The 20419-nt window shown below is 59.1% G+C and carries 17 protein-coding genes, 1 tRNA gene and 1 pseudogene; 18 read left to right on the top strand and 1 reads right to left on the bottom strand.

Translation table 11 applies throughout. From position 1 onward, the window contains the following. From ACQZ6J_RS33245 to rpoC, 14 genes and pseudogenes are all read left to right on the top strand, one after another. Positions 1-130 (top strand): EF-Tu C-terminal domain-related protein (locus ACQZ6J_RS33245; protein WP_449086490.1); only part of this gene is annotated, 130 nt, incomplete at its 5' end. A 71-nt stretch (positions 131-201) separates the two neighbouring features. Beyond that, entirely contained in the window at positions 202-711 is a 510-nt protein-coding gene (locus ACQZ6J_RS33240; protein WP_449087136.1) for a hypothetical protein, read from the top strand. A 147-nt stretch (positions 712-858) separates the two neighbouring features. Further along, positions 859-1752, top strand: a complete 894-nt coding sequence (locus ACQZ6J_RS33235) for an NAD-dependent epimerase/dehydratase family protein (protein ID WP_449087135.1) — start codon at positions 859-861, stop codon at positions 1750-1752. A 329-nt stretch (positions 1753-2081) separates the two neighbouring features. Continuing rightward, positions 2082-2768 (top strand): annotated as a pseudogene (locus ACQZ6J_RS33230) (glycosyltransferase). A gap of 5 nt (positions 2769-2773) precedes the next feature. Further along, entirely contained in the window at positions 2774-3652 is an 879-nt protein-coding gene (locus ACQZ6J_RS33225) for a 3-deoxy-manno-octulosonate cytidylyltransferase (protein ID WP_449087134.1), read from the top strand. 186 nt (positions 3653-3838) lie between these two features. Beyond that, positions 3839-3914, top strand: a tRNA-Trp gene (locus tag ACQZ6J_RS33220). Positions 3915-4110: 196 nt separating this feature from the next. After that, entirely contained in the window at positions 4111-4311 is a 201-nt protein-coding gene (secE, locus tag ACQZ6J_RS33215; protein ID WP_163986065.1) for a preprotein translocase subunit SecE, read from the top strand. Between the two features lie 18 nt (positions 4312-4329). After that, a complete protein-coding gene (gene nusG, locus ACQZ6J_RS33210; RefSeq protein WP_004123460.1) occupies positions 4330-4860 on the top strand; it encodes a transcription termination/antitermination protein NusG in 531 nt (176 codons plus the stop codon). Between the two features lie 213 nt (positions 4861-5073). Further along, positions 5074-5505 (top strand): 50S ribosomal protein L11, encoded by a 432-nt coding sequence (gene rplK / locus ACQZ6J_RS33205; RefSeq protein ID WP_104822776.1) that lies wholly within the window; start codon positions 5074-5076, stop codon positions 5503-5505. A 4-nt stretch (positions 5506-5509) separates the two neighbouring features. Then, complete coding sequence (gene rplA / locus ACQZ6J_RS33200; protein ID WP_163986064.1) at positions 5510-6208, top strand: 50S ribosomal protein L1; 699 nt, start codon at positions 5510-5512, stop codon at positions 6206-6208. Positions 6209-6538: 330 nt separating this feature from the next. Further along, the gene (rplJ, locus tag ACQZ6J_RS33195; RefSeq protein WP_163986063.1) at positions 6539-7057 is read left to right on the top strand and encodes a 50S ribosomal protein L10; all 519 of its coding nucleotides are present in this window, start codon (positions 6539-6541) and stop codon (positions 7055-7057) included. 58 nt (positions 7058-7115) lie between these two features. After that, positions 7116-7496, top strand: coding sequence for a 50S ribosomal protein L7/L12 (rplL, locus tag ACQZ6J_RS33190; protein ID WP_004123442.1), 381 nt, complete (start codon positions 7116-7118; stop codon positions 7494-7496). A gap of 262 nt (positions 7497-7758) precedes the next feature. Beyond that, positions 7759-11901, top strand: a complete 4143-nt coding sequence (gene rpoB, locus ACQZ6J_RS33185; protein WP_449087133.1) for a DNA-directed RNA polymerase subunit beta — start codon at positions 7759-7761, stop codon at positions 11899-11901. Positions 11902-12074: 173 nt separating this feature from the next. Then, a complete protein-coding gene (gene rpoC, locus ACQZ6J_RS33180; RefSeq protein WP_163986061.1) occupies positions 12075-16283 on the top strand; it encodes a DNA-directed RNA polymerase subunit beta' in 4209 nt (1402 codons plus the stop codon). Positions 16284-16400: 117 nt separating this feature from the next. Here rpoC and ACQZ6J_RS33175 read toward each other — a convergent pair whose 3' ends face one another. Next, positions 16401-16694 (bottom strand): hypothetical protein, encoded by a 294-nt coding sequence (locus ACQZ6J_RS33175; RefSeq protein ID WP_047637046.1) that lies wholly within the window; start codon positions 16692-16694, stop codon positions 16401-16403. 507 nt (positions 16695-17201) lie between these two features. Between ACQZ6J_RS33175 and rpsL the strand changes: the two genes are divergently transcribed. The 4 genes from rpsL to ACQZ6J_RS33155 form a co-directional block, all read left to right on the top strand. Continuing rightward, positions 17202-17573 (top strand): 30S ribosomal protein S12, encoded by a 372-nt coding sequence (rpsL, locus tag ACQZ6J_RS33170; RefSeq protein ID WP_003507760.1) that lies wholly within the window; start codon positions 17202-17204, stop codon positions 17571-17573. An 81-nt stretch (positions 17574-17654) separates the two neighbouring features. Further along, entirely contained in the window at positions 17655-18125 is a 471-nt protein-coding gene (gene rpsG / locus ACQZ6J_RS33165; protein ID WP_034513449.1) for a 30S ribosomal protein S7, read from the top strand. Positions 18126-18155: 30 nt separating this feature from the next. Then, on the top strand, positions 18156-20255 hold the full coding sequence (gene fusA / locus ACQZ6J_RS33160; protein ID WP_163986060.1) for an elongation factor G: 2100 nt from the start codon (positions 18156-18158) through the stop codon (positions 20253-20255). Between the two features lie 67 nt (positions 20256-20322). Further along, on the top strand, positions 20323-20419 hold a 97-nt coding region (locus tag ACQZ6J_RS33155), incomplete at its 3' end, for a GTP-binding protein (protein ID WP_133624442.1).

The following is a 20419-nucleotide window of genomic DNA, read 5'->3' as shown; positions in this document are numbered from 1 at the left end:
GCCTGGCGACAACGTCACGGTTGCGGTTGAGCTGATCGTTCCGATCGCGATGGAAGAGAAGCTTCGCTTCGCTATCCGCGAAGGCGGCCGTACCGTCGGCGCTGGCATCGTCGCTTCCATCGTCGAGTAATCCTCGGATTATTCCTTTATAAGAAGGCCCCGCTGGAAACAGCGGGGCTTTTTTGCATTGTGGAGACATGCATGAGCTTGATCATTCTGACGGGTGCCTCGGGTTCGGGGAAAACGGCCATCGCGGGGGCAGTCGCCAGGGACCATGCGCAGACCGTGACCGTCTATCATTTCGATAGCATCGGCGTGCCGTCGCTCGATGTCATGATCCGGGATCATGGTTCGCCAGAGGCCTGGCAACGCGACAAGACCGTCGAATGGTTGGCACGGCTTGCGCCGCAGCTGCGGAAGGGCCGGGCGGTTCTGCTTGAAGGACAGATGCGGCCATCCTTCGTCAGGGAAGCGGCTGCAGCCGCGAAGATCGATGACTATCGCCTGCTATTGATCGATTGTGACGATGCAACGAGAGCAGCCCGGTTGACTGTGGAGCGTGGTCAGCCAGAACTTGCCGATGCGACCATGATGAACTGGGCCGCCTATCTGCGCCATGAAGCCAGGTCGCATGGCTGCGCGATCGTCGATACGAGTGGCCTTTCGATCCGGCAGGGTGGAGATGAAGTTCTGAAGCATCTGCAAAGCTAGCGCGATGCCAAAGTCACCTGTCGGTGATATTTTGCCGATAAGGCCTCCTCGGCTATTTTGCCGGAGAGGCTCCGCGTCACCAAAGCGTGTCTTGCGAAATGAACGCAAGGGCCTATCTATCGCTCGATTTTATCAGGAGGAAATTTCATGAAGAAACGTATTTTGTTTACCGGCGGAAGCGGCAAGGCCGGGCGGCACACGGTTCCGTGGCTGGTCAATGCCGGCTATGAGGTCCACAACGTCGATCTCGTGCCGCTGAACAGCCCCGGTGTCACCAATCTGCAGGCCGATGTCACCGATGCAGGACAAGTCTACAATGTTCTGACCATGCATCGCGATTTCCCCGATCTCGACCACGGCAAGGGCGTGCAGCCTTTCGATGCCGTCGTGCATTTTGCCGCCGTGCCGCGCATCCTGATCAAGCCCGACAACGAGACGTTCCGCATCAATACGATGAGCACTTACAATGTCATCGAGGCGGCTGCGAAGCTCGGCGTGAAGAAGATCATCATCGCTTCCAGCGAGACGACTTACGGGGTCTGCTTTGCCGAGGGCCATCGCGACTTCCACCAGTTCCCGCTCGAGGAAGATTATGACGTCGATCCGATGGACTCATACGGCCTGTCCAAGGTCGTGAACGAGAAGACGGCCCGCGCTTTTGCCGAACGCTTCGGCATCGACGTCTATGCGCTGCGCATAGGCAATGTCATCGAGCCGCACGAATATGAGCATTTCCCCGACTATTTCGCCAACAGCGAGATCCGCAAGCGGATCGCCTGGAGCTATATCGATGCTCGCGATCTCGGCCAGATTGTCCATCTCTGCATCGAGAAGAACGGTCTCGGCTTCCAGGTGTTCAATGCCGCGAATGACACGGTGTCAGCCAACACGCCGTCGCGCGAGCTTGCCGCCCGGCACTATCCGGGCGTCCCTTTCACGCGCGAGATCGGTGAATACGAGGGCCTCTTGTCCAACCGCAAGATTCGCGAGGTTCTGGGCTTCAAGGAGGAGCACGACTGGCGCCGCCACGTAAAAATCTGAAGGGCGACCGCCCCCGGAGGAAACCGGTATGCGCGACCGCAACGCCCGGTAGGAGAGGGGGCACGAGCCGCTGCCTCTCCATTTGTTACGTGGGATAACCAAAAATGCTTCCGCAAACACTCGACAAATACCCCCGTTTATTTAAGTAGGGTTGTGTTTGCGGGGCATCTCCCTGAGATTGCAACGCTTGGTACGGTATATCCGCGCCCTCGTTTCGAACCAGCGTCCCATGGCAAGAGCGCCTGGAGGATGAGCTGGGCGCGATCTATGTCGCGTCGGAAGATAGTTTGCCGGTTGATCGCGAAGAGATCAGCCGCTTCGGAGGTATCATGAAGGATAATGTTGCACGTATTTTTGTCGGTTTCGATTCCAAGGAAGTCGTCGCCTATCACGTTCTGACCCAGAGCATCATCGAGCGCTCGTCTATTCCGGTGGTCTTTTCGCCGATCGTGCTCAACAATCTCGATGGCATCTTCACGCGCGAGCGCAATCCGCTGCAATCGACCGAATTTTCCTTCTCGCGCTTCCTCGTTCCCTATCTCAGCGACTACCAGGGCTGGAGCATCTTCATGGATTGCGACATGCTTGCACGCGCCGATATCGCCGAGCTGTGGGCTTTGCGCGACGACCGCTATGCCGCAATGTGCGTCAAGCATGATTATCAGCCGAAGATCGAAACCAAGTTCCTCGGCCAGACGCAGACCAAGTACGAAAAGAAGAACTGGTCGAGCATGATCCTGTTCAACAATGCCCGTTGCACGGCGTTGACGAAGGATTTCGTCAACACGGCGACCGGCCTCCAGCTTCATCAGTTCAAATGGCTGGAGAATGACGACCAGATCGGCGAGGTGCCGGTGACCTGGAATTAACTCGTCAACGAATACGACTATCGTGAGGATGCCAAGCTGGTGCATTTCACCGACGGCGGCCCGTATTTCGACGAGTACCGCAACGATGACTATGCCGAAGAATGGTTCGCCATGCGCGAGCGCATGCTGCACGTCCAGCAGAAGTGAGCGAGTTGGATCGGAAAACAACAGCTCCTGTTGACACCGGCTTTCCGGCTGCGGGCTCCGCGGCCGGGTTGAATAGCGCGGAAGAATGGCGCGAAACCTTGGCGGGATTCTCTCATATCGTTCTGGTCGCCAATAGCGATGCGGTCGATATTGCGAGCCTGCAGGCGCAGTTTCCGCCGACCACGCTCTTCGTGTTCTTCAACAAGGTCTACAAGGTTCTGAGCCGCCCGTTCCATGGGCATTCGCTGCTGATCTCGCGTGGCCAGCCGCGCGGGGCCAACATCGTCTATCGAGGCGAGGTGGGCGAGGTCGTGAAGTTCTTTCCGAAGGAGTTTTTCCTCGGCATCATGAATATTCGCCTCGGCCCGGAGGAGAAGCTCAATCCCGCGGCCGATTTCCAGGGGGCGCCGACCGGACATCTCGATCTGGTTGGGTTTTGTTCGGATTTCTACACGGAAGGCAAGACGCCGACGAGCGGCTTTGCCATGGCGCTGTGGCTCAGCGATCTGAAACTGCCGGGGACCATCGTGCTTGCCGGTTTCTCGGCCAGGCGCACCCAGAAGTGGAGAGTGGTTTCCGCGCATGATTGGAGCTTCGAGCAAACCTTCCTGCGCCTCTTCGCCCGGCTGGGGAAGATCTCGATCCATGGCGGCGTTTCGGTGAACCCCTATGTCCGGCTCGCCGAGCGCTTCACGGAAGTTCCGCCGGTCGAGATTGCCTTGGCCGCCGCCGAGGTGCTGTCGGAGCGGCTCGGCAATGCCGACGCCGAGATCGACAAGCTGATATCCCTGACGAACGTGATTCGCTCGACGGACAATTTCCTGCGGTCGATCAGACCGAAATTTCTCAAGCGCAGGCCGAAAGGCGCGCCTGGGGAGCAATGAACGCCGAAACGCGGCTTTCCGGCTGCGAGCAGGCTCGTCGCGCAGGCGGCGGTGGGTGAAGTTGCGGACCCGATTGGGAAAAAGCAAAAAACGCTCTTGCCAATCGTTTCATCCCGCCTTAAAGGGAGCGCCATGTCTTCGAATTGCTCCGGCGGTTCACCGCTCGAAGTGAAAATCGAAGGAAGAAGGGGTATAGCTCAGTTGGTAGAGCGGCGGTCTCCAAAACCGCAGGTCGTAGGTTCGAGCCCTGCTGCCCCTGCCATTCTCCTTGATTTGACTGGCGCATTGGTTTTGCTGCTTCTCGTGTCGAGGGTCATGCCGAATTGTCGGCAAATTTTAGAAAACACCGTATTTCCTCTTGTTAAATCGGGAATCGGTGTTTATGTAGGGTTTAACAGACACGCGGTGCGTGGGGCTGATATTTTCAGCTTTACGCGCCGTAATTGCGTGGGCGGTCAATGGCATCCAAAACGAATCCACTAGCGTTTCTACAGCAGGTCCGCTCCGAGACGTCGAAAATCACCTGGCCCTCACGCCGCGAGACTATGATCTCGACGGTGATGGTTCTCGTCATGGTTGTTTTCGCCTCGTTGTTTTTCTTTGCTGCCGACCAGCTGATCGGCTGGATTCTCAGCTACGCGCTGAATACCGGCAATTGATATCGAGTGGAGATGAACATGGCGGCACGTTGGTACATCGTCCACGCTTATTCTAATTTCGAGAAGAAAGTGGCTGAATCCATCGAGGAGAAGGCCAGGCAGAAGGGTCTCGAGCATCTGTTCGAAAAGATCCTGGTGCCGACCGAGAAGGTTGTGGAAGTGCGTCGCGGCCGCAAGGTTGACAGTGAGCGCAAGTTCTTCCCGGGTTATGTGCTTGTTCGTGCCAACCTGACGGATGAAGCCTACCACCTGATCAAGAATACGCCGAAGGTTACTGGCTTCCTCGGTTCCGATAATAAGCCCGTTCCGATTCCGGATTATGAAGCCGAGCGCATTCTCGGGCAGGTCCAGGAGGGTGTCGAACGGCCGAAGGCTTCCGTATCCTTCGAGATCGGCGAGCAGGTTCGTGTTTCCGATGGTCCGTTCGCCTCGTTCAACGGCACGGTTCAGGATGTCGACGAGGAGCGTTCGCGCCTGAAGGTGGAAGTGTCTATTTTCGGCCGCGCTACGCCGGTCGAGCTGGAATACAGCCAGGTCGAGAAGGTTTGATTGTATCCTCGCGAAGGAGTCGGCTCGGCTGCCGGCCTCTCGCTCAAGTTTCGACGTAGGCGAATATTCGCTTGCGTCTCGCGGCGCCGCCGCAATCCGCGTGGAAGGGTAGGGTCTTAGCCGGACCTTGTGATCCGCACCACGCAACCGCAGCCGCCGGAGTGATCCGGCATCGTGGACCGGGAAACCGGTCATTCAGAAAGGCAGAGAGAAATGGCTAAGAAAGTTGCAGGCCAGCTCAAGCTGCAGGTTAAGGCCGGCTCGGCGAATCCTTCGCCGCCGATCGGTCCTGCGCTTGGTCAGCGTGGCATTAACATCATGGAATTCTGCAAGGCGTTCAATGCCGCCACGCAGGAAATGGAAAAGGGTATGCCGATCCCGGTCGTCATCACCTACTACCAGGACAAGTCCTTCACCTTCGCAATGAAGCAGCCGCCGGTCAGCTACTTCCTGAAGAAGGAAGCGAAGATTCAGTCCGGCTCGAAGACTCCGGGCAAGGGCGCCAAGGCTGGCACTCTTACCAAGGCTCAGGTGAAGTCTATCGCCGAAGCCAAGATGAAGGATCTGAATGCCGCCGATATCGAAGGCGCAATGGCCATGATCGAGGGCTCTGCCCGCGCGATGGGCCTGGAAGTGGTGGGCTGAGACCATGGTAGCAAAGCGTATTCAGAAGATTCGTGAAGGCGTCGATCCGACCAAGCTTTATGCTCTGGATCTGGCCATCAACATGGTCAAGGACCGTGCCGTCGCCAAGTTCGACGAGACCGTCGAAATCGCGATGAACCTCGGCGTTGACCCGCGTCACGCCGACCAGATGGTTCGCGGCGTCGTCAACCTGCCGAACGGCACGGGCCGTACGGTTCGCGTTGCCGTCTTCGCTCGCGGTGCCAAGGCTGACGAAGCCAAGGCTGCCGGTGCTGACGTCGTCGGCGCTGAAGACCTGGTTGAAATCGTTCAGGGCGGCAAGATCGACTTCGATCGTTGCATCGCGACCCCGGACATGATGCCGCTCGTCGGTCGTCTCGGTAAGGTTCTCGGCCCGCGTGGCATGATGCCGAACCCGAAGGTCGGCACCGTTACGATGGACGTCAAGGGCGCTGTTGAAGCCTCCAAGGGCGGCGCTGTCGAGTTCCGCGTCGAGAAGGCTGGTATCATCCATGCCGGTATCGGCAAGGCTTCGTTCGATGCCAAGGCTCTGGAAGAAAACATCCGCGCCTTCGCCGACGCCGTCATCAAGGCAAAGCCGGCTGGCGCCAAGGGCAACTACCTGAAGCGTGTCGCGATCTCCTCGACCATGGGTCCGGGCGTCAAGATCGAGCTGTCGACGGTTACGGCGCCGAGCGCCTGATAATCATGCCGGACCTCGTGTCCGGCGTTTAAGAATTCCCGGCCTTTCGGGGCCGGGATTTCCGGAGAAATCCGGAATTCCTGTCCGAGATTGCAGGTGGTTATCCCTTAATCACTCAAGCCTGCATGAGACGGGTAAGACCCGAATTTTGAAGAAGCGCTGCTTCGATGAACTCGGTTCGAGCCTTGGATGCCTTGTGCCTTGGAGCCGTCAGGCTCGAGCGCGAGGGGACAGGATCCTCAAGCGTCGCTTGGGATCTCTCTTGATCCCAGGAGGCAAAAGGCAACCCGGCAGGCCCGCTAACCCGGTCCTGTCAACTGGAGAAAAGCAGTGGAAAGAGCGGAAAAACGCGAATTCGTCACGGAACTGAACGAAGTCTTCAAGGCTTCGGGCTCGGTTGTCGTGGCCCACTATGCTGGTGCTACAGTCGCTCAGATGAACGATTTTCGTTCCAAGATGCGCGCTGCCGGCGGCACCGTCAAAGTCGCGAAGAACCGCCTGGCCAAAATTGCTCTTCAGGGCACGGATGCGGAAGGGATTTCCAATCTCTTCACCGGTCAGACGCTGATTGCATACAGCACTGATCCGATTACCGCTCCGAAGGTCGTCGTGGATTTCGCCAAGGGCAACGACAAGATCGTTGTTTTGGGCGGAGCCATGGGAACAACAACGCTCAACGCCGAGGCAGTAAAGTCGCTCGCGACCCTGCCTTCGCTGGATGAGCTGCGCGCGAAGCTGCTGGGCATGATCCAGACTCCGGCTACCCGCATCGCAGGTGTTGTTGCAGCGCCGGCAAGTCAGCTTGCTCGCGTGTTCTCGGCCTACGCCAAGAAGGACGAAGCCGCGTAAGGCGGTTTTTCGCTGTTCATAATCAACCAGTTCGAACCGAACAAAAGGAACTACAAAAATGGCTGATCTCGCAAAGATCGTAGACGACCTCTCCTCGCTGACCGTTCTCGAAGCCGCAGAACTGTCCAAGCTTCTCGAAGAAAAGTGGGGCGTTTCCGCCGCTGCTCCGGTAGCTGTTGCTGCCGTTGCCGGTGGTGCTGGCGCTGCTGCTGCCGTTGAAGAAGAAAAGACCGAGTTCGACGTCATCCTCGCTGATGCCGGCGCAAACAAGATCAACGTCATCAAGGAAGTCCGCGCCATCACCGGCCTGGGCCTCAAGGAAGCCAAGGATCTCGTTGAAGCCGCTCCGAAGGCTGTCAAGGAAGCTGTTTCCAAGGCAGAAGCTGCTGACATCAAGAAGAAGCTCGAAGACGCCGGCGCAAAGGTCGACGTCAAGTAAGCTTGAAACTGCTTTGGGAGGTGGCTTTTTGCCGCCTCCCATTTGCCGTTTTTCTGAACGAATTACCCAAAAGCCGCGGGAAAAACGGCTTTTGGGTAATGGGTTCTTCAAGAGGATGGTCTCAAACCGAACCGCGACGCAATCCGGCCGAGCGGTTTTCGGTTAGACAGACGAGATTGAACTACTCATTGATTGATGGGGTCGCCTGGCCAGCGATACCCGTCCGTTGCAGGCCCGGGTGCAGGATTTTAAAGGAGCGACGATGGCTCAGACCCTTTCGTTCAACGGTCGCAGGCGCGTACGCAAGTTTTTTGGTAAGATTCCCGAAGTCGCAGAGATGCCGAACCTCATCGAGGTTCAGAAGGCATCCTACGATCAGTTTCTCATGGTCGAAGAACCGAAGGGCGGCCGCCCGGACGAAGGTCTTCAGGCTGTCTTCAAGTCGGTTTTCCCGATCACCGATTTCTCCGGCGCTTCCATGCTGGAGTTCGTTTCCTATGAGTTCGAACCGCCGAAGTTCGACGTCGATGAGTGCCGCCAGCGCGACCTGACCTATGCCGCGCCGCTGAAGGTGACCCTCCGTCTGATCGTGTTCGATATCGATGAGGATACGGGCGCGAAGTCCATCAAGGACATCAAGGAACAGAGCGTCTACATGGGCGACATGCCGCTCATGACGAACAACGGTACGTTCATCGTCAACGGTACCGAGCGCGTGATCGTGTCGCAGATGCACCGCTCGCCGGGCGTGTTCTTCGATCACGACAAGGGCAAGAGCCACTCTTCCGGCAAGCTGCTCTTCGCCGCTCGCGTTATCCCGTATCGCGGTTCCTGGCTGGACATCGAGTTCGACGCCAAGGACATCGTCTACGCCCGTATCGACCGCCGCCGCAAGATTCCGGTGACGTCGCTGCTGATGGCGCTCGGCATGGATGGCGAAGAAATCCTGTCGACCTTCTACACGAAGTCGCTCTACGAGCGCTCCGGCGATGGCTGGCGCATTCCCTTCAAGGCGGAAACGCTGAAGGGTGCGAAGACCGTCACCGACATGATCGACGCCGATACCGGCGAAGTCGTTGTCGAAGGCGGCAAGAAGCTGACCCCGCGTCTGCTTCGTCAGCTGCAGGACAAGGGCCTCAAGGCTCTCAAGGCGACCGACGAAGAGCTCTACGGCCTCTTCCTGGCGGAAGACATCGTCAATTTCCAGACCGGCGAGATCTACCTCGAAGCCGGCGACGAAATCGACGAGAAGACCCTGCCGGTCATCCTGAAGGCTGGTTTCGACGAAATCCCGATTCTCGGCATCGACCACATCAATGTCGGCGCCTACATCCGCAACACGCTTTCGGCGGACAAGAACGAGAACCGTCAGGACGCTCTGTTCGACATCTACCGCGTCATGCGTCCGGGTGAACCGCCGACCATGGAATCGGCCGAAGCCATGTTCAACTCGCTGTTCTTCGATGCGGAGCGTTACGATCTCTCCGCCGTCGGCCGCGTGAAGATGAACATGCGTCTCGACCTCGACGTCGAAGACACCGTTCGCATCCTGCGCAGGGACGACATCCTGGCCGTGGTCAAGATGCTCGTGGAGCTGCGCGACGGCAAGGGCGAGATCGACGACATCGACAACCTTGGCAACCGCCGCGTCCGTTCGGTCGGCGAGCTGATGGAAAACCAGTATCGTCTGGGCCTGCTGCGCATGGAGCGTGCGATCAAGGAACGTATGTCCTCGATCGAAATCGATACGGTCATGCCGCAGGATCTGATCAACGCAAAGCCGGCTGCCGCTGCGGTCCGCGAATTCTTCGGCTCCTCGCAGCTGTCGCAGTTCATGGACCAGGTGAACCCGCTTTCGGAAATCACCCACAAGCGCCGTCTCTCGGCTCTCGGCCCGGGCGGTCTGACCCGCGAGCGCGCCGGCTTCGAAGTCCGCGACGTTCATCCGACGCACTACGGTCGTATTTGCCCGATCGAAACGCCGGAAGGTCCGAACATCGGCCTCATCAACTCGCTGGCGACCTTTGCCCGCGTCAACAAGTACGGCTTCATCGAAAGCCCTTATCGCCGCATCATCGACGGTAAGGTGACCAACGACGTGCTCTACCTCTCCGCCATGGAAGAGGCGAAGTACTACGTTGCTCAGGCCAATGCCGAGCTCGACGCCGACGGCTCCTTCATCGAGGAATTCGTCGTCTGCCGTCATGCCGGCGAAGTCATGCTCGCTCCGCGCGACAACATCAACCTGATGGACGTCTCGCCGAAGCAGCTGGTTTCGGTCGCTGCCGCTCTGATCCCGTTCCTGGAAAACGACGACGCCAACCGCGCGCTCATGGGCTCGAACATGCAGCGTCAGGCCGTGCCGCTTCTGCGTGCCGAAGCTCCGTTCGTCGGCACCGGCATGGAGCCGGTCGTCGCGCGTGACTCCGGTGCCGCCATCGGCGCCCGCCGCGGCGGCGTGGTCGACCAGGTCGACGCGACGCGTATCGTTATCCGCGCCACCGAAGACCTCGATCCGTCGAAGTCCGGCGTCGATATCTATCGCCTGATGAAGTTCCAGCGTTCGAACCAGAACACCTGCGTCAACCAGCGCCCGCTGGTCACCGTCGGTGACGTGGTCAACAAGGGCGACATCCTGGCGGACGGTCCCTCGACCGACCTCGGCGATCTGGCTCTCGGCCGCAACGTGCTCGTCGCGTTCATGCCGTGGAACGGCTACAACTACGAAGACTCGATCCTGCTCTCCGAGCGTATCGTTGCCGACGACGTGTTCACCTCCATTCACATCGAAGAGTTCGAAGTGATGGCGCGCGACACCAAGCTCGGTCCGGAAGAAATCACCCGCGATATTCCGAACGTTTCGGAAGAAGCGCTGAAGAACCTGGACGAAGCCGGCATCGTGTACATCGGCGCCGAGGTTCAGCCGGGCGACATCCTCGTCGGCAAGATCACGCCGAAGGGCGAAAGCCCGATGACGCCGGAAGAAAAGCTCCTGCGCGCCATCTTCGGTGAAAAGGCGTCCGACGTTCGCGACACCTCCATGCGCATGCCGCCCGGCACCTACGGTACGGTCGTCGAAGTTCGCGTCTTCAACCGCCACGGCGTTGAAAAGGACGAACGCGCCATGGCGATCGAGCGCGAAGAGATCGAGCGCCTCGCCAAGGACCGTGACGACGAGCAGGCGATCCTCGACCGTAACGTCTACGGCCGTCTGGTCGAGATGCTGCGCGGTCAGGTGGCTCTTGCTGGTCCGAAGGGCTTCAAGAAGGGCACGGAACTGTCCAACGCCGTCGTTTCGGAGTATCCGCGTTCGCAGTGGTGGATGTTTGCCGTCGAGGACGAAAAGGTCCAGAGCGAGCTGGAAGCCCTGCGTGGCCAGTACGACGAATCCAAGTCGCGCCTTGAACAGCGCTTCATGGACAAGGTCGAGAAGGTCCAGCGCGGCGACGAAATGCCTCCGGGCGTCATGAAGATGGTCAAGGTCTTCGTCGCTGTTAAGCGCAAGATCCAGCCGGGCGACAAGATGGCAGGCCGTCACGGGAACAAGGGCGTCGTTTCGCGCATTGTTCCGGTCGAAGACATGCCGTTCCTGGAAGACGGTACGCATGTGGATATCGTGCTGAACCCGCTCGGCGTTCCCTCGCGCATGAACGTCGGTCAGATCCTCGAGACGCACCTGGGCTGGGCTTGCGCCGGCATGGGGCGCCAGATCGGTGAACTGATCGAAGCCTATAAGGCGAGCGGCAACATCGAGCCTCTGCGCAAGACGATCGATCTGGTCGTCGGCGACGGTCCGAAGAGCGACGACGTTCACGAGTATGACGATGCGTCGGTCCTGCGTCTGGCTGACCAGTGGAAGCGTGGCGTGTCCATCGCGACCCCGGTCTTCGATGGTGCCGGCGAAGCCGATGTCAACGAGATGCTGGCAATGGCAGGTCTGAAGCGGACCGGTCAGTCGACACTGTACGACGGTCGTACCGGCGAGCAGTTCGACCGTCAGGTCACGGTTGGCTACATCTACATGCTGAAGCTGAACCACCTTGTCGACGACAAGATCCATGCCCGTTCGATCGGCCCGTACTCGCTCGTCACCCAGCAGCCGCTGGGCGGTAAGGCGCAGTTCGGCGGCCAGCGCTTCGGCGAAATGGAAGTCTGGGCGCTCGAAGCTTACGGTGCGGCGTACACGCTGCAGGAAATGCTCACGGTCAAGTCGGACGACGTGGCCGGCCGTACGAAGGTCTACGAAGCCATCGTTCGTGGCGACGACACCTTCGAGGCGGGCATTCCGGAAAGCTTCAACGTTCTCGTCAAGGAAATGCGCTCGCTGGGTCTCAGCGTCGAACTGGAAAACTCCAAGGTCGACGATCTGCAGACGGCAAGCCAGCTTCCGGACGCAGCCGAGTAATAACCTGTCGGGTGCGCGCTGTCTGTCAGCGCGCACCGTTGGAATATTGCAGCGCCGTCGGCGTCCCTTCGGATGCATGGCGCCGCAAGGCGGTTTTAAAGCGTCAGTCAGGCTCCCGGGATTTGCCGGACTGATCGCAATTCGAGGGCGTTTCGCCCCTAAAGGAGATAGGCATGAACCAAGAGGTCATGAATCTTTTCAATCCGCAGGTGCCTGCGCAAAATTTCGATTCCATCCGGATTTCGATCGCGTCGCCGGAGAAGATTCTTTCCTGGTCTTATGGCGAGATCAAGAAGCCGGAAACGATCAACTATCGCACGTTCAAGCCGGAACGCGATGGTCTTTTCTGCGCAAGAATCTTCGGGCCGATCAAGGACTACGAGTGCCTGTGCGGCAAGTACAAGCGCATGAAGTACAAGGGCATCATCTGCGAAAAGTGCGGCGTCGAAGTCACGCTGTCGCGCGTTCGCCGTGAGCGCATGGGCCATATCGAGCTTGCGGCTCCCGTTGCCCACATCTGGTTCCTGAAGTCGCTGCCGAGCCGTATTTCCACGCTGCTCGACATGACGCTGAAGGATGTCGAGCGCGTCCTCTACTTCGAAAACTATATCGTTACCGAGCCGGGCCTGACCGCTCTCAAGGAGCATCAGCTTCTCTCGGAAGAAGAGTACATGCTCGCCGTCGACGAATATGGCGAAGACCAGTTCACCGCCATGATCGGCGCTGAAGCGATCTACGAGATGCTGGCCAGCATGCAGCTCGAGAAGATCGCCGGCGACCTGCGCTCCGAGCTTGCCGATACGACATCGGATCTCAAGCAAAAGAAGCTGATGAAGCGCCTGAAGATCGTCGAGAACTTCATGGAATCCGGCAACCGCCCGGAATGGATGATCATGAAGGTCGTCCCGGTCATCCCGCCGGACCTGCGCCCGCTGGTTCCGCTCGATGGCGGCCGTTTCGCGACGTCGGATCTGAACGACCTGTACCGCCGCGTCATCAACCGTAACAACCGTCTGAAGCGCCTCATCGAACTGCGCGCTCCGGGCATCATCATCCGCAACGAAAAGCGCATGCTGCAGGAATCTGTCGATGCGCTGTTCGACAACGGCCGCCGTGGCCGCGTCATCACCGGCGCCAACAAGCGCCCGCTGAAGTCGCTGTCCGACATGCTCAAGGGCAAGCAGGGCCGCTTCCGTCAGAACCTGCTCGGCAAGCGCGTCGACTATTCCGGCCGTTCGGTCATCGTGACCGGTCCGGAACTCAAGCTGCATCAGTGCGGCCTGCCGAAGAAGATGGCGCTCGAGCTGTTCAAGCCGTTCATCTACGCCCGCCTCGACGCGAAGGGTTATTCCTCGACCGTCAAGCAGGCCAAGAAGCTGGTCGAAAAGGAAAAGCCGGAAGTCTGGGATATCCTCGACGAGGTCATCCGCGAGCATCCGGTTCTGTTGAACCGCGCACCGACGCTGCACCGCCTGGGCATCCAGGCCTTCGAACCCATGCTGGTCGAAGGCAAGGCGATCCAGCTGCATCCGCTCGTCTGCACGGCCTTCAACGCCGACTTCGACGGCGACCAGATGGCTGTCCACGTACCGCTCTCGCTGGAAGCCCAGCTTGAAGCCCGCGTGCTGATGATGTCGACCAACAACATTCTGCATCCGGCAAACGGCGCGCCGATCATCGTTCCTTCGCAGGACATGGTTCTCGGCCTGTACTATCTGTCGATCCTGAATCAGAACGAACCGGGCGAAGGCATGGCCTTCTCCGATCTCGGCGAGCTGCATCACGCTCTTGAAAACAAGGTCGTGACGCTGCATTCGAAGATCCGCGGCCGCTTCAAGTCGGTCGACGAAGAGGGCAAGACCTATTCGAAGATCTACGAAACGACGCCTGGCCGCCTGCTGATCGGCGAACTGCTGCCGAAGCACGGCAAGGTCACCTTCGACATCTGCAACCAGGAAATGACCAAGAAGAACATCTCCAAGATGATCGACACGGTCTACCGCCATTGCGGCCAGAAGGACACGGTCATTTTCTGCGACCGCATCATGCAGCTTGGCTTCTCCCATGCCTGCCGCGCCGGCATTTCGTTCGGCAAGGACGACATGGTCATTCCGGATACCAAGGTTAAGATCGTCGGCGATACCGAAGCACTCGTGAAGGAATACGAGCAGCAGTATAACGACGGCTTGATCACCCAGGGCGAGAAGTACAACAAGGTTGTCGACGCCTGGGGCAAGGCTACGGAAAAGGTCGCCGAAGAAATGATGGCCCGCATTAAGGCTGTCGAATTCGACGAGAAGACCGGTCGCCAGAAGCCGATGAACTCGATCTACATGATGAGCCACTCCGGTGCTCGTGGTTCTCCGAACCAGATGCGCCAGCTGGGCGGCATGCGCGGCCTCATGGCCAAGCCGTCGGGCGAAATCATCGAGACGCCGATCATCTCGAACTTCAAGGAAGGCCTCACCGTTAACGAGTACTTCAACTCGACGCACGGTGCCCGTAAGGGTCTGGCCGACACCGCCTTGAAGACCGCGAACTCGGGCTACCTGACCCGTCGTCTCGTCGACGTCGCGCAGGATTGCATCGTCACGCAGATCGATTGCGGCACCGAAAACGGCCTCACCATGACCGCCATCGTTGATGCCGGTCAGGTCGTTGCCTCGCTCGGCGCCCGTATCCTCGGTCGTACGGCACTGGACGACATCGATCATCCGGTCACGGGTGAGCGCATCGTCGATGCCGGCAAGATGATCCTTGAGCCGGATGTCATCGAGATCGAGAAGGCTGGTATCCAGTCGATCCGTATCCGCTCGGCGCTGACCTGCGAAATCCAGACGGGCGTATGCTCGGTCTGCTACGGCCGCGACCTTGCTCGCGGTACGCCAGTCAACATCGGCGAAGCTGTCGGCGTCATCGCCGCACAGTCGATCGGTGAGCCGGGCACGCAGTTGACCATGCGTACCTTCCACTTGGGCGGCACCGCGACCGTGGTCGACCAGTCGTTCCTGGAAGCCTCCTACGAGGGCACGGTGCAGATCAAGAACCGCAACATGCTGCGCAACTCCGAAGGCAACCTCGTTGCCATGGGCCGCAACATGGCCGTCCAGATCCTGGACGAGCGTGGCGTCGAACGCTCTTCGCAGCGTGTTGCCTACGGTTCGAAAATCTATGTCGATGATGGCGACAAGGTGAAGCGCGGCCAGCGTCTGGCGGAATGGGATCCTTACACCCGTCCGATGATGACGGAAGTGGCCGGTACGGTTCACTTCGAAGACGTCGTCGATGGTCTCTCCGTTCTCGAAGCGACCGACGAGTCGACCGGTATCACCAAGCGTCAGGTTATCGATTGGCGCTCGACGCCGCGCGGCTCCGATCTGAAGCCGGCGATCGTCATCAAGGACGCCAGCGGTAACGTTGCCAAGCTGTCGCGCGGCGGTGAAGCCCGCTTCCTGCTCTCGGTGGACGCGATCCTGTCCGTCGAGCCGGGCACCAAGGTGTCTCAGGGTGACGTTCTCGCTCGTTCGCCGCTGGAAAGCGCCAAGACGAAGGACATCACCGGCGGTCTGCCGCGTGTTGCCGAACTGTTCGAAGCCCGTCGTCCGAAGGACCACGCCATCATCGCAGAGATCGATGGTACGATCCGCCTTGGCCGCGACTACAAGAACAAGCGTCGCGTCATCATCGAGCCGGCGGAAGACGGTGTCGAGCCGGTCGAATACCTGATCCCGAAGGGCAAGCCCTTCCACCTTCAGGAAGGCGACTATATCGAAAAGGGTGACTACATCCTCGACGGTAACCCGGCTCCGCACGACATCCTGGCGATCAAGGGCGTGGAGGCATTGGCTTCCTACCTCGTCAACGAAATCCAGGAAGTCTATCGTCTGCAGGGCGTTGTCATCAACGACAAGCATATCGAAGTGATTGTTCGTCAGATGCTGCAGAAGGTTGAAATCACCGATGCAGGCGACAGCCAGTACATCGTCGGCGACAATGTCGACCGTATCGAGCTGGACGACATGAACGACTCGCTGATCGAAGTCGGCAAGAAGCCTGCCTACGGCGATCCGGTCCTGCTCGGCATCACCAAGGCATCGCTGCAGACGCCGTCCTTCATCTCGGCCGCATCCTTCCAGGAAACGACGAAGGTGCTCACCGAAGCTGCAATCGCCGGCAAGACCGACGGTTTGCAGGGCCTGAAGGAAAACGTCATTGTCGGTCGCCTGATCCCGGCCGGTACGGGCGGCACCATGACGCAGATCCGCCGCATCGCTACGGCTCGCGACGAGCTCATCCTGGAAGAGCGCCGCAAGGGCACGGGCGCCGGCGTCGCAACGCCGATGCTGCAGGATCTCGCAAGCGAGAACACGCCGGCCGAATAAGCGGCGCGGAACGCGAAAAATCAAAACCGCCCGGAGCGATCCGGGCGGTTTCTTTTTATGCGGCGATGAAGTGGAACGGGCGAGGGGAGGTCGCCTCCGTCGATGAAGGCGGCTTTGTCAGCGGAAACGAATGATCGCGACTTCGCCTTCGAGGGCGCCTTGATAGGCGGAGGCGTGCGGCTCCTCGTCCGGTATGTCCGTCAGCAGGCCGATCTGGTCCAGGTCGGCCTCGATGAAGCCTTCCTCGGCCAGCGCGTTCAGCGCTTCGCGCACGGCGGTATCGTCATCGGGCGCTTTCAGCATGACATGCAGGTCGATGCCTTCGCCACCATCGGACTCGTATCCCTTGCCGATGATGATGAAGACCATGGGGCCGTCGGAATTATTGTCGTTGTCTGGCGCAGTAATCATGAGTCTTCCTTCGGGAGTATCGAATCGACCCGGTGATTCCCTTTGGTTGCCCGGGTTCGTTGGATGGAAATGTCCTCAGGTGATTCCTTATAGGGATTTTGACGAAATACCAAAGTCCATCTTGCCGAAGAGACGGCATTTCCGTATCCAGGGCCTCAAATGGCCGGTTTGCCTAGCCTTTCCGGGCTTTGTGACAAAGATAATTCTTAACCGGCCTTGACGAAACGGCGAGAAACCAGTAGTACCGCCGCCATCGGGACCCATGTGAGGCATGGCTGTCCGGAGCGACGCGCTCTGGAGTTCACCTCAAACAAGGTTCTAAACGCACGTTGAAGACACGAATGCTGCACGCAAGACGCCAAAACAGCGTCCTCTGCTTTTCTGTGGTCCATCTGCGAAAGCGGATCGGGCCACGTTTTGCGCATTGAGACGAACGTGTGTCGTTGCCGGTGACGGCGAGAGTCATGCCCGCAAGGGTGTCGAGATAGATTTACAAGGGATGGTTGAATGCCTACCGTAAACCAGCTGATCCGCAAGCCTCGCCAGGCGCAGGTAAAGCGTAACAAGGTTCCCGCTCTCCAGGAGAACCCGCAGAAGCGCGGCGTTTGCACCCGCGTCTACACGACGACGCCGAAGAAGCCGAACTCGGCTCTGCGTAAGGTCGCAAAGATCCGCCTGACCAACGGCTTCGAAGTCATTGGTTACATCCCCGGCGAAGGTCACAACCTTCAGGAACACTCTGTCGTCATGATCCGTGGCGGCCGCGTAAAGGACCTTCCGGGTGTCCGTTATCACATCATCCGCGGCGTACTCGATACCCAGGGTGTCAAGAACCGCAAGCAGCGCCGTTCCAAGTACGGTGCGAAGCGTCCGAAGTAATCCTTCGGTTGTAATCATTCGGCGCTGCGCGAGGTTCTCCGCGTGGTAGAGCGCCGCTAACAGTTGAGAGACGAGAAGTACATGTCCAGACGTCACAGAGCAGAAAAGCGCGAGATCAACCCGGACCCGAAGTTCGGCGATCTGGTCGTCACCAAGTTCATGAATGCCATCATGCTCGACGGCAAGAAGTCGGTAGCTGAAAACATCGTATACGGCGCATTCGACGCCGTGCAGGGCAAGGCAAAGCAGGAGCCGCTCGGCGTGTTCCATCAGGCTTTGGATAACATCGCTCCGCACGTTGAAGTTCGTTCGCGTCGCGTTGGTGGTGCTACCTACCAGGTTCCGGTCGATGTTCGTCCGGAGCGTCGTCAGGCTCTTGCCATTCGCTGGCTGATCGCTGCTGCTCGCAAGCGTAACGAAACGACGATGGTCGATCGCCTCAGCGGCGAACTTCTCGATGCCTCCAACAACCGCGGCGCCGCCGTCAAGAAGCGCGAAGACACGCACAAGATGGCTGATGCCAACCGTGCGTTCTCGCATTATCGCTGGTAATCCCGAACGGTTTCGGAAAGGCAGTCCATTATGGCTCGCGAATATAAAATCGAAGACTACCGCAATTTCGGTATCATGGCGCACATCGACGCCGGCAAGACCACGACCACCGAGCGTATTCTTTACTACACCGGCAAGTCGCACAAGATCGGCGAAGTGCACGACGGCGCAGCCACCATGGACTGGATGGAGCAGGAGCAGGAGCGTGGCATCACGATCACCTCCGCTGCCACGACCACCTTCTGGAAGGGCCGCGACGGCAAGACCCGCCGCTTCAACATCATCGACACCCCCGGCCACGTCGACTTCACCATCGAAGTCGAGCGTTCGCTGCGCGTTCTCGACGGTGCGATTGCTCTGCTCGACGCCAACGCTGGCGTTGAGCCGCAGACGGAAACCGTCTGGCGTCAGGCTGAGAAGTATCATGTTCCGCGCATGATCTTCTGCAACAAGATGGACAAGACCGGCGCCGATTTCTATCGCTCGGTCGAGATGATCAAGACCCGCCTCGGCGCGACCGCCGTCGTCATGCAGCTGCCGATCGGCGCTGAAACCGAGTTCAAGGGCGTCGTCGACCTGATCGAGATGAACGCTCTCATCTGGCGCGACGAATCGCTCGGCGCTCAGTGGGACGTCGTCGAAATTCCGGAAGACATGAAGGCCAAGGCTGCGGAATACCGCGAAAAGCTGATCGAGACCGTTGTCGAGATCGACGAAGCCGCGACCGAAGCCTACCTCGAAGGCAACCTGCCCGATAACGATCAGATCCGCGCGCTCGTCCGTCGCGGCACGATCGACGTCAAGTTCCATCCGATGTTCTGCGGCACCGCCTTCAAGAACAAGGGTGTTCAGCCGCTGCTCGACGCCGTTGTCGACTACCTGCCGTCGCCGCTCGACATTCCGGCGATCAAGGGCATCGACTTCAAGACCGACGCCGAGATCGAACGTCACGCTGACGACAGCGAGCCGTTGTCCATGCTGGCATTCAAGATCATGAACGACCCCTTCGTCGGTTCGTTGACCTTCGCCCGTATCTACTCCGGCAAGCTCGAAAAGGGCGCATCGGTCATCAACACGGTCAAGGACAAGCGCGAGCGCGTCGGCCGTATGCTGCAGATGCACTCGAACTCGCGTGAAGACATCGAAGAAGCCTTCGCGGGCGACATCGTTGCCCTGGCCGGCCTCAAGGAAACCACCACTGGCGATACGCTCTGCGATCCGCTGAAGCCGGTTATCCTCGAGCGCATGGAATTCCCCGAGCCGGTCATCCAGATCGCGATCGAGCCGAAGACCAAGGGCGACCAGGAAAAGATGGGCCTCGCGCTCAACCGCCTGGCTGCAGAAGATCCGTCCTTCCGCGTGAAGACGGACCAGGAATCGGGCCAGACGATCATCGCCGGCATGGGTGAACTTCACCTCGACATCATCGTCGACCGCATGCGTCGTGAATTCAAGGTTGAAGCCACCGTCGGCGCACCGCAGGTTGCCTACCGCGAAACCATCACGCGTCAGACGGAAAAGGACTACACCCACAAGAAGCAGTCGGGTGGTACCGGTCAGTTCGCTCGCGTCAAGATCGTGTTCGAACCGAACCCGGACGGCGACGACTTCAAGTTCGAGTCCAAGATCGTCGGCGGTTCCGTTCCGAAGGAATACATCCCGGGCGTTCAGAAGGGCATCGAAAGCGTTCTGTCTTCGGGTCCGCTGGCTGGCTTCCCGATGCTCGGCGTCAAGGCGACGCTCATCGACGGCGCCTTCCACGACGTCGACTCGTCGGTTCTGGCCTTCGAAATCGCTTCTCGTGCCTGCTTCCGTGAAGCAGCCCGCGAAGCCGGTGCCCAGCTCCTCGAGCCGATGATGAAGGTCGAAGTCGTAACGCCGGAAGATTACGTCGGCGACGTCATCGGCGACCTGAACTCGCGTCGTGGCCAGATCCAGGGCCAGGAAAGCCGCGGTATCGCCGTTGTCATCAACGCGAACGTTCCGCTGGCGAACATGTTCAAGTACGTCGACAACCTGCGCTCCATGTCTCAGGGCCGTGCGCAGTACACGATGACCTTCGATCATTACGCGCCGGTTCCGTCGAACGTCGCACAGGAAATCCAGGCAAAGTATTCCGGTCAGAAGTGACCGGAATACCAATTGACCGATAACAAGAATTGATCCCTTCGGGGACAGGAAAAACGGAGAGCCGAAAATGGCAAAGAGTAAGTTTGAGCGCAATAAGCCGCACGTTAACATCGGTACGATTGGGCACGTTGACCACGGCAAGACGTCTCTGACGGCAGCGATCA

This window comes from Rhizobium sp. A37_96, assembly GCF_053521765.1.
Note: the sequence above shows the minus strand (reverse complement) of the source record. Positions and strands in the feature narration are given on the sequence as shown.

Bases quoted from the DNA above. Each gene is read 5' to 3' on its own strand.
- ACQZ6J_RS33240 (WP_449087136.1), top strand. From the start codon at position 202: ATGAGCTTGATCATTCTGACGGGTGCCTCGGGTTCGGGGAAAACGGCC.
- ACQZ6J_RS33235 (WP_449087135.1), top strand. From the start codon at position 859: ATGAAGAAACGTATTTTGTTTACCGGCGGAAGCGGCAAGGCCGGGCGG.
- secE (WP_163986065.1), top strand. From the start codon at position 4,111: ATGGCATCCAAAACGAATCCACTAGCGTTTCTACAGCAGGTCCGCTCC.
- nusG (WP_004123460.1), top strand. From the start codon at position 4,330: ATGGCGGCACGTTGGTACATCGTCCACGCTTATTCTAATTTCGAGAAG.
- rplK (WP_104822776.1), top strand. From the start codon at position 5,074: ATGGCTAAGAAAGTTGCAGGCCAGCTCAAGCTGCAGGTTAAGGCCGGC.
- rplA (WP_163986064.1), top strand. From the start codon at position 5,510: ATGGTAGCAAAGCGTATTCAGAAGATTCGTGAAGGCGTCGATCCGACC.
- rplL (WP_004123442.1), top strand. From the start codon at position 7,116: ATGGCTGATCTCGCAAAGATCGTAGACGACCTCTCCTCGCTGACCGTT.
- rpoB (WP_449087133.1), top strand. From the start codon at position 7,759: ATGGCTCAGACCCTTTCGTTCAACGGTCGCAGGCGCGTACGCAAGTTT.
- rpoC (WP_163986061.1), top strand. From the start codon at position 12,075: ATGAACCAAGAGGTCATGAATCTTTTCAATCCGCAGGTGCCTGCGCAA.
- ACQZ6J_RS33175 (WP_047637046.1), bottom strand. From the start codon at position 16,694: ATGATTACTGCGCCAGACAACGACAATAATTCCGACGGCCCCATGGTC.
- rpsL (WP_003507760.1), top strand. From the start codon at position 17,202: ATGCCTACCGTAAACCAGCTGATCCGCAAGCCTCGCCAGGCGCAGGTA.
- rpsG (WP_034513449.1), top strand. From the start codon at position 17,655: ATGTCCAGACGTCACAGAGCAGAAAAGCGCGAGATCAACCCGGACCCG.
- fusA (WP_163986060.1), top strand. From the start codon at position 18,156: ATGGCTCGCGAATATAAAATCGAAGACTACCGCAATTTCGGTATCATG.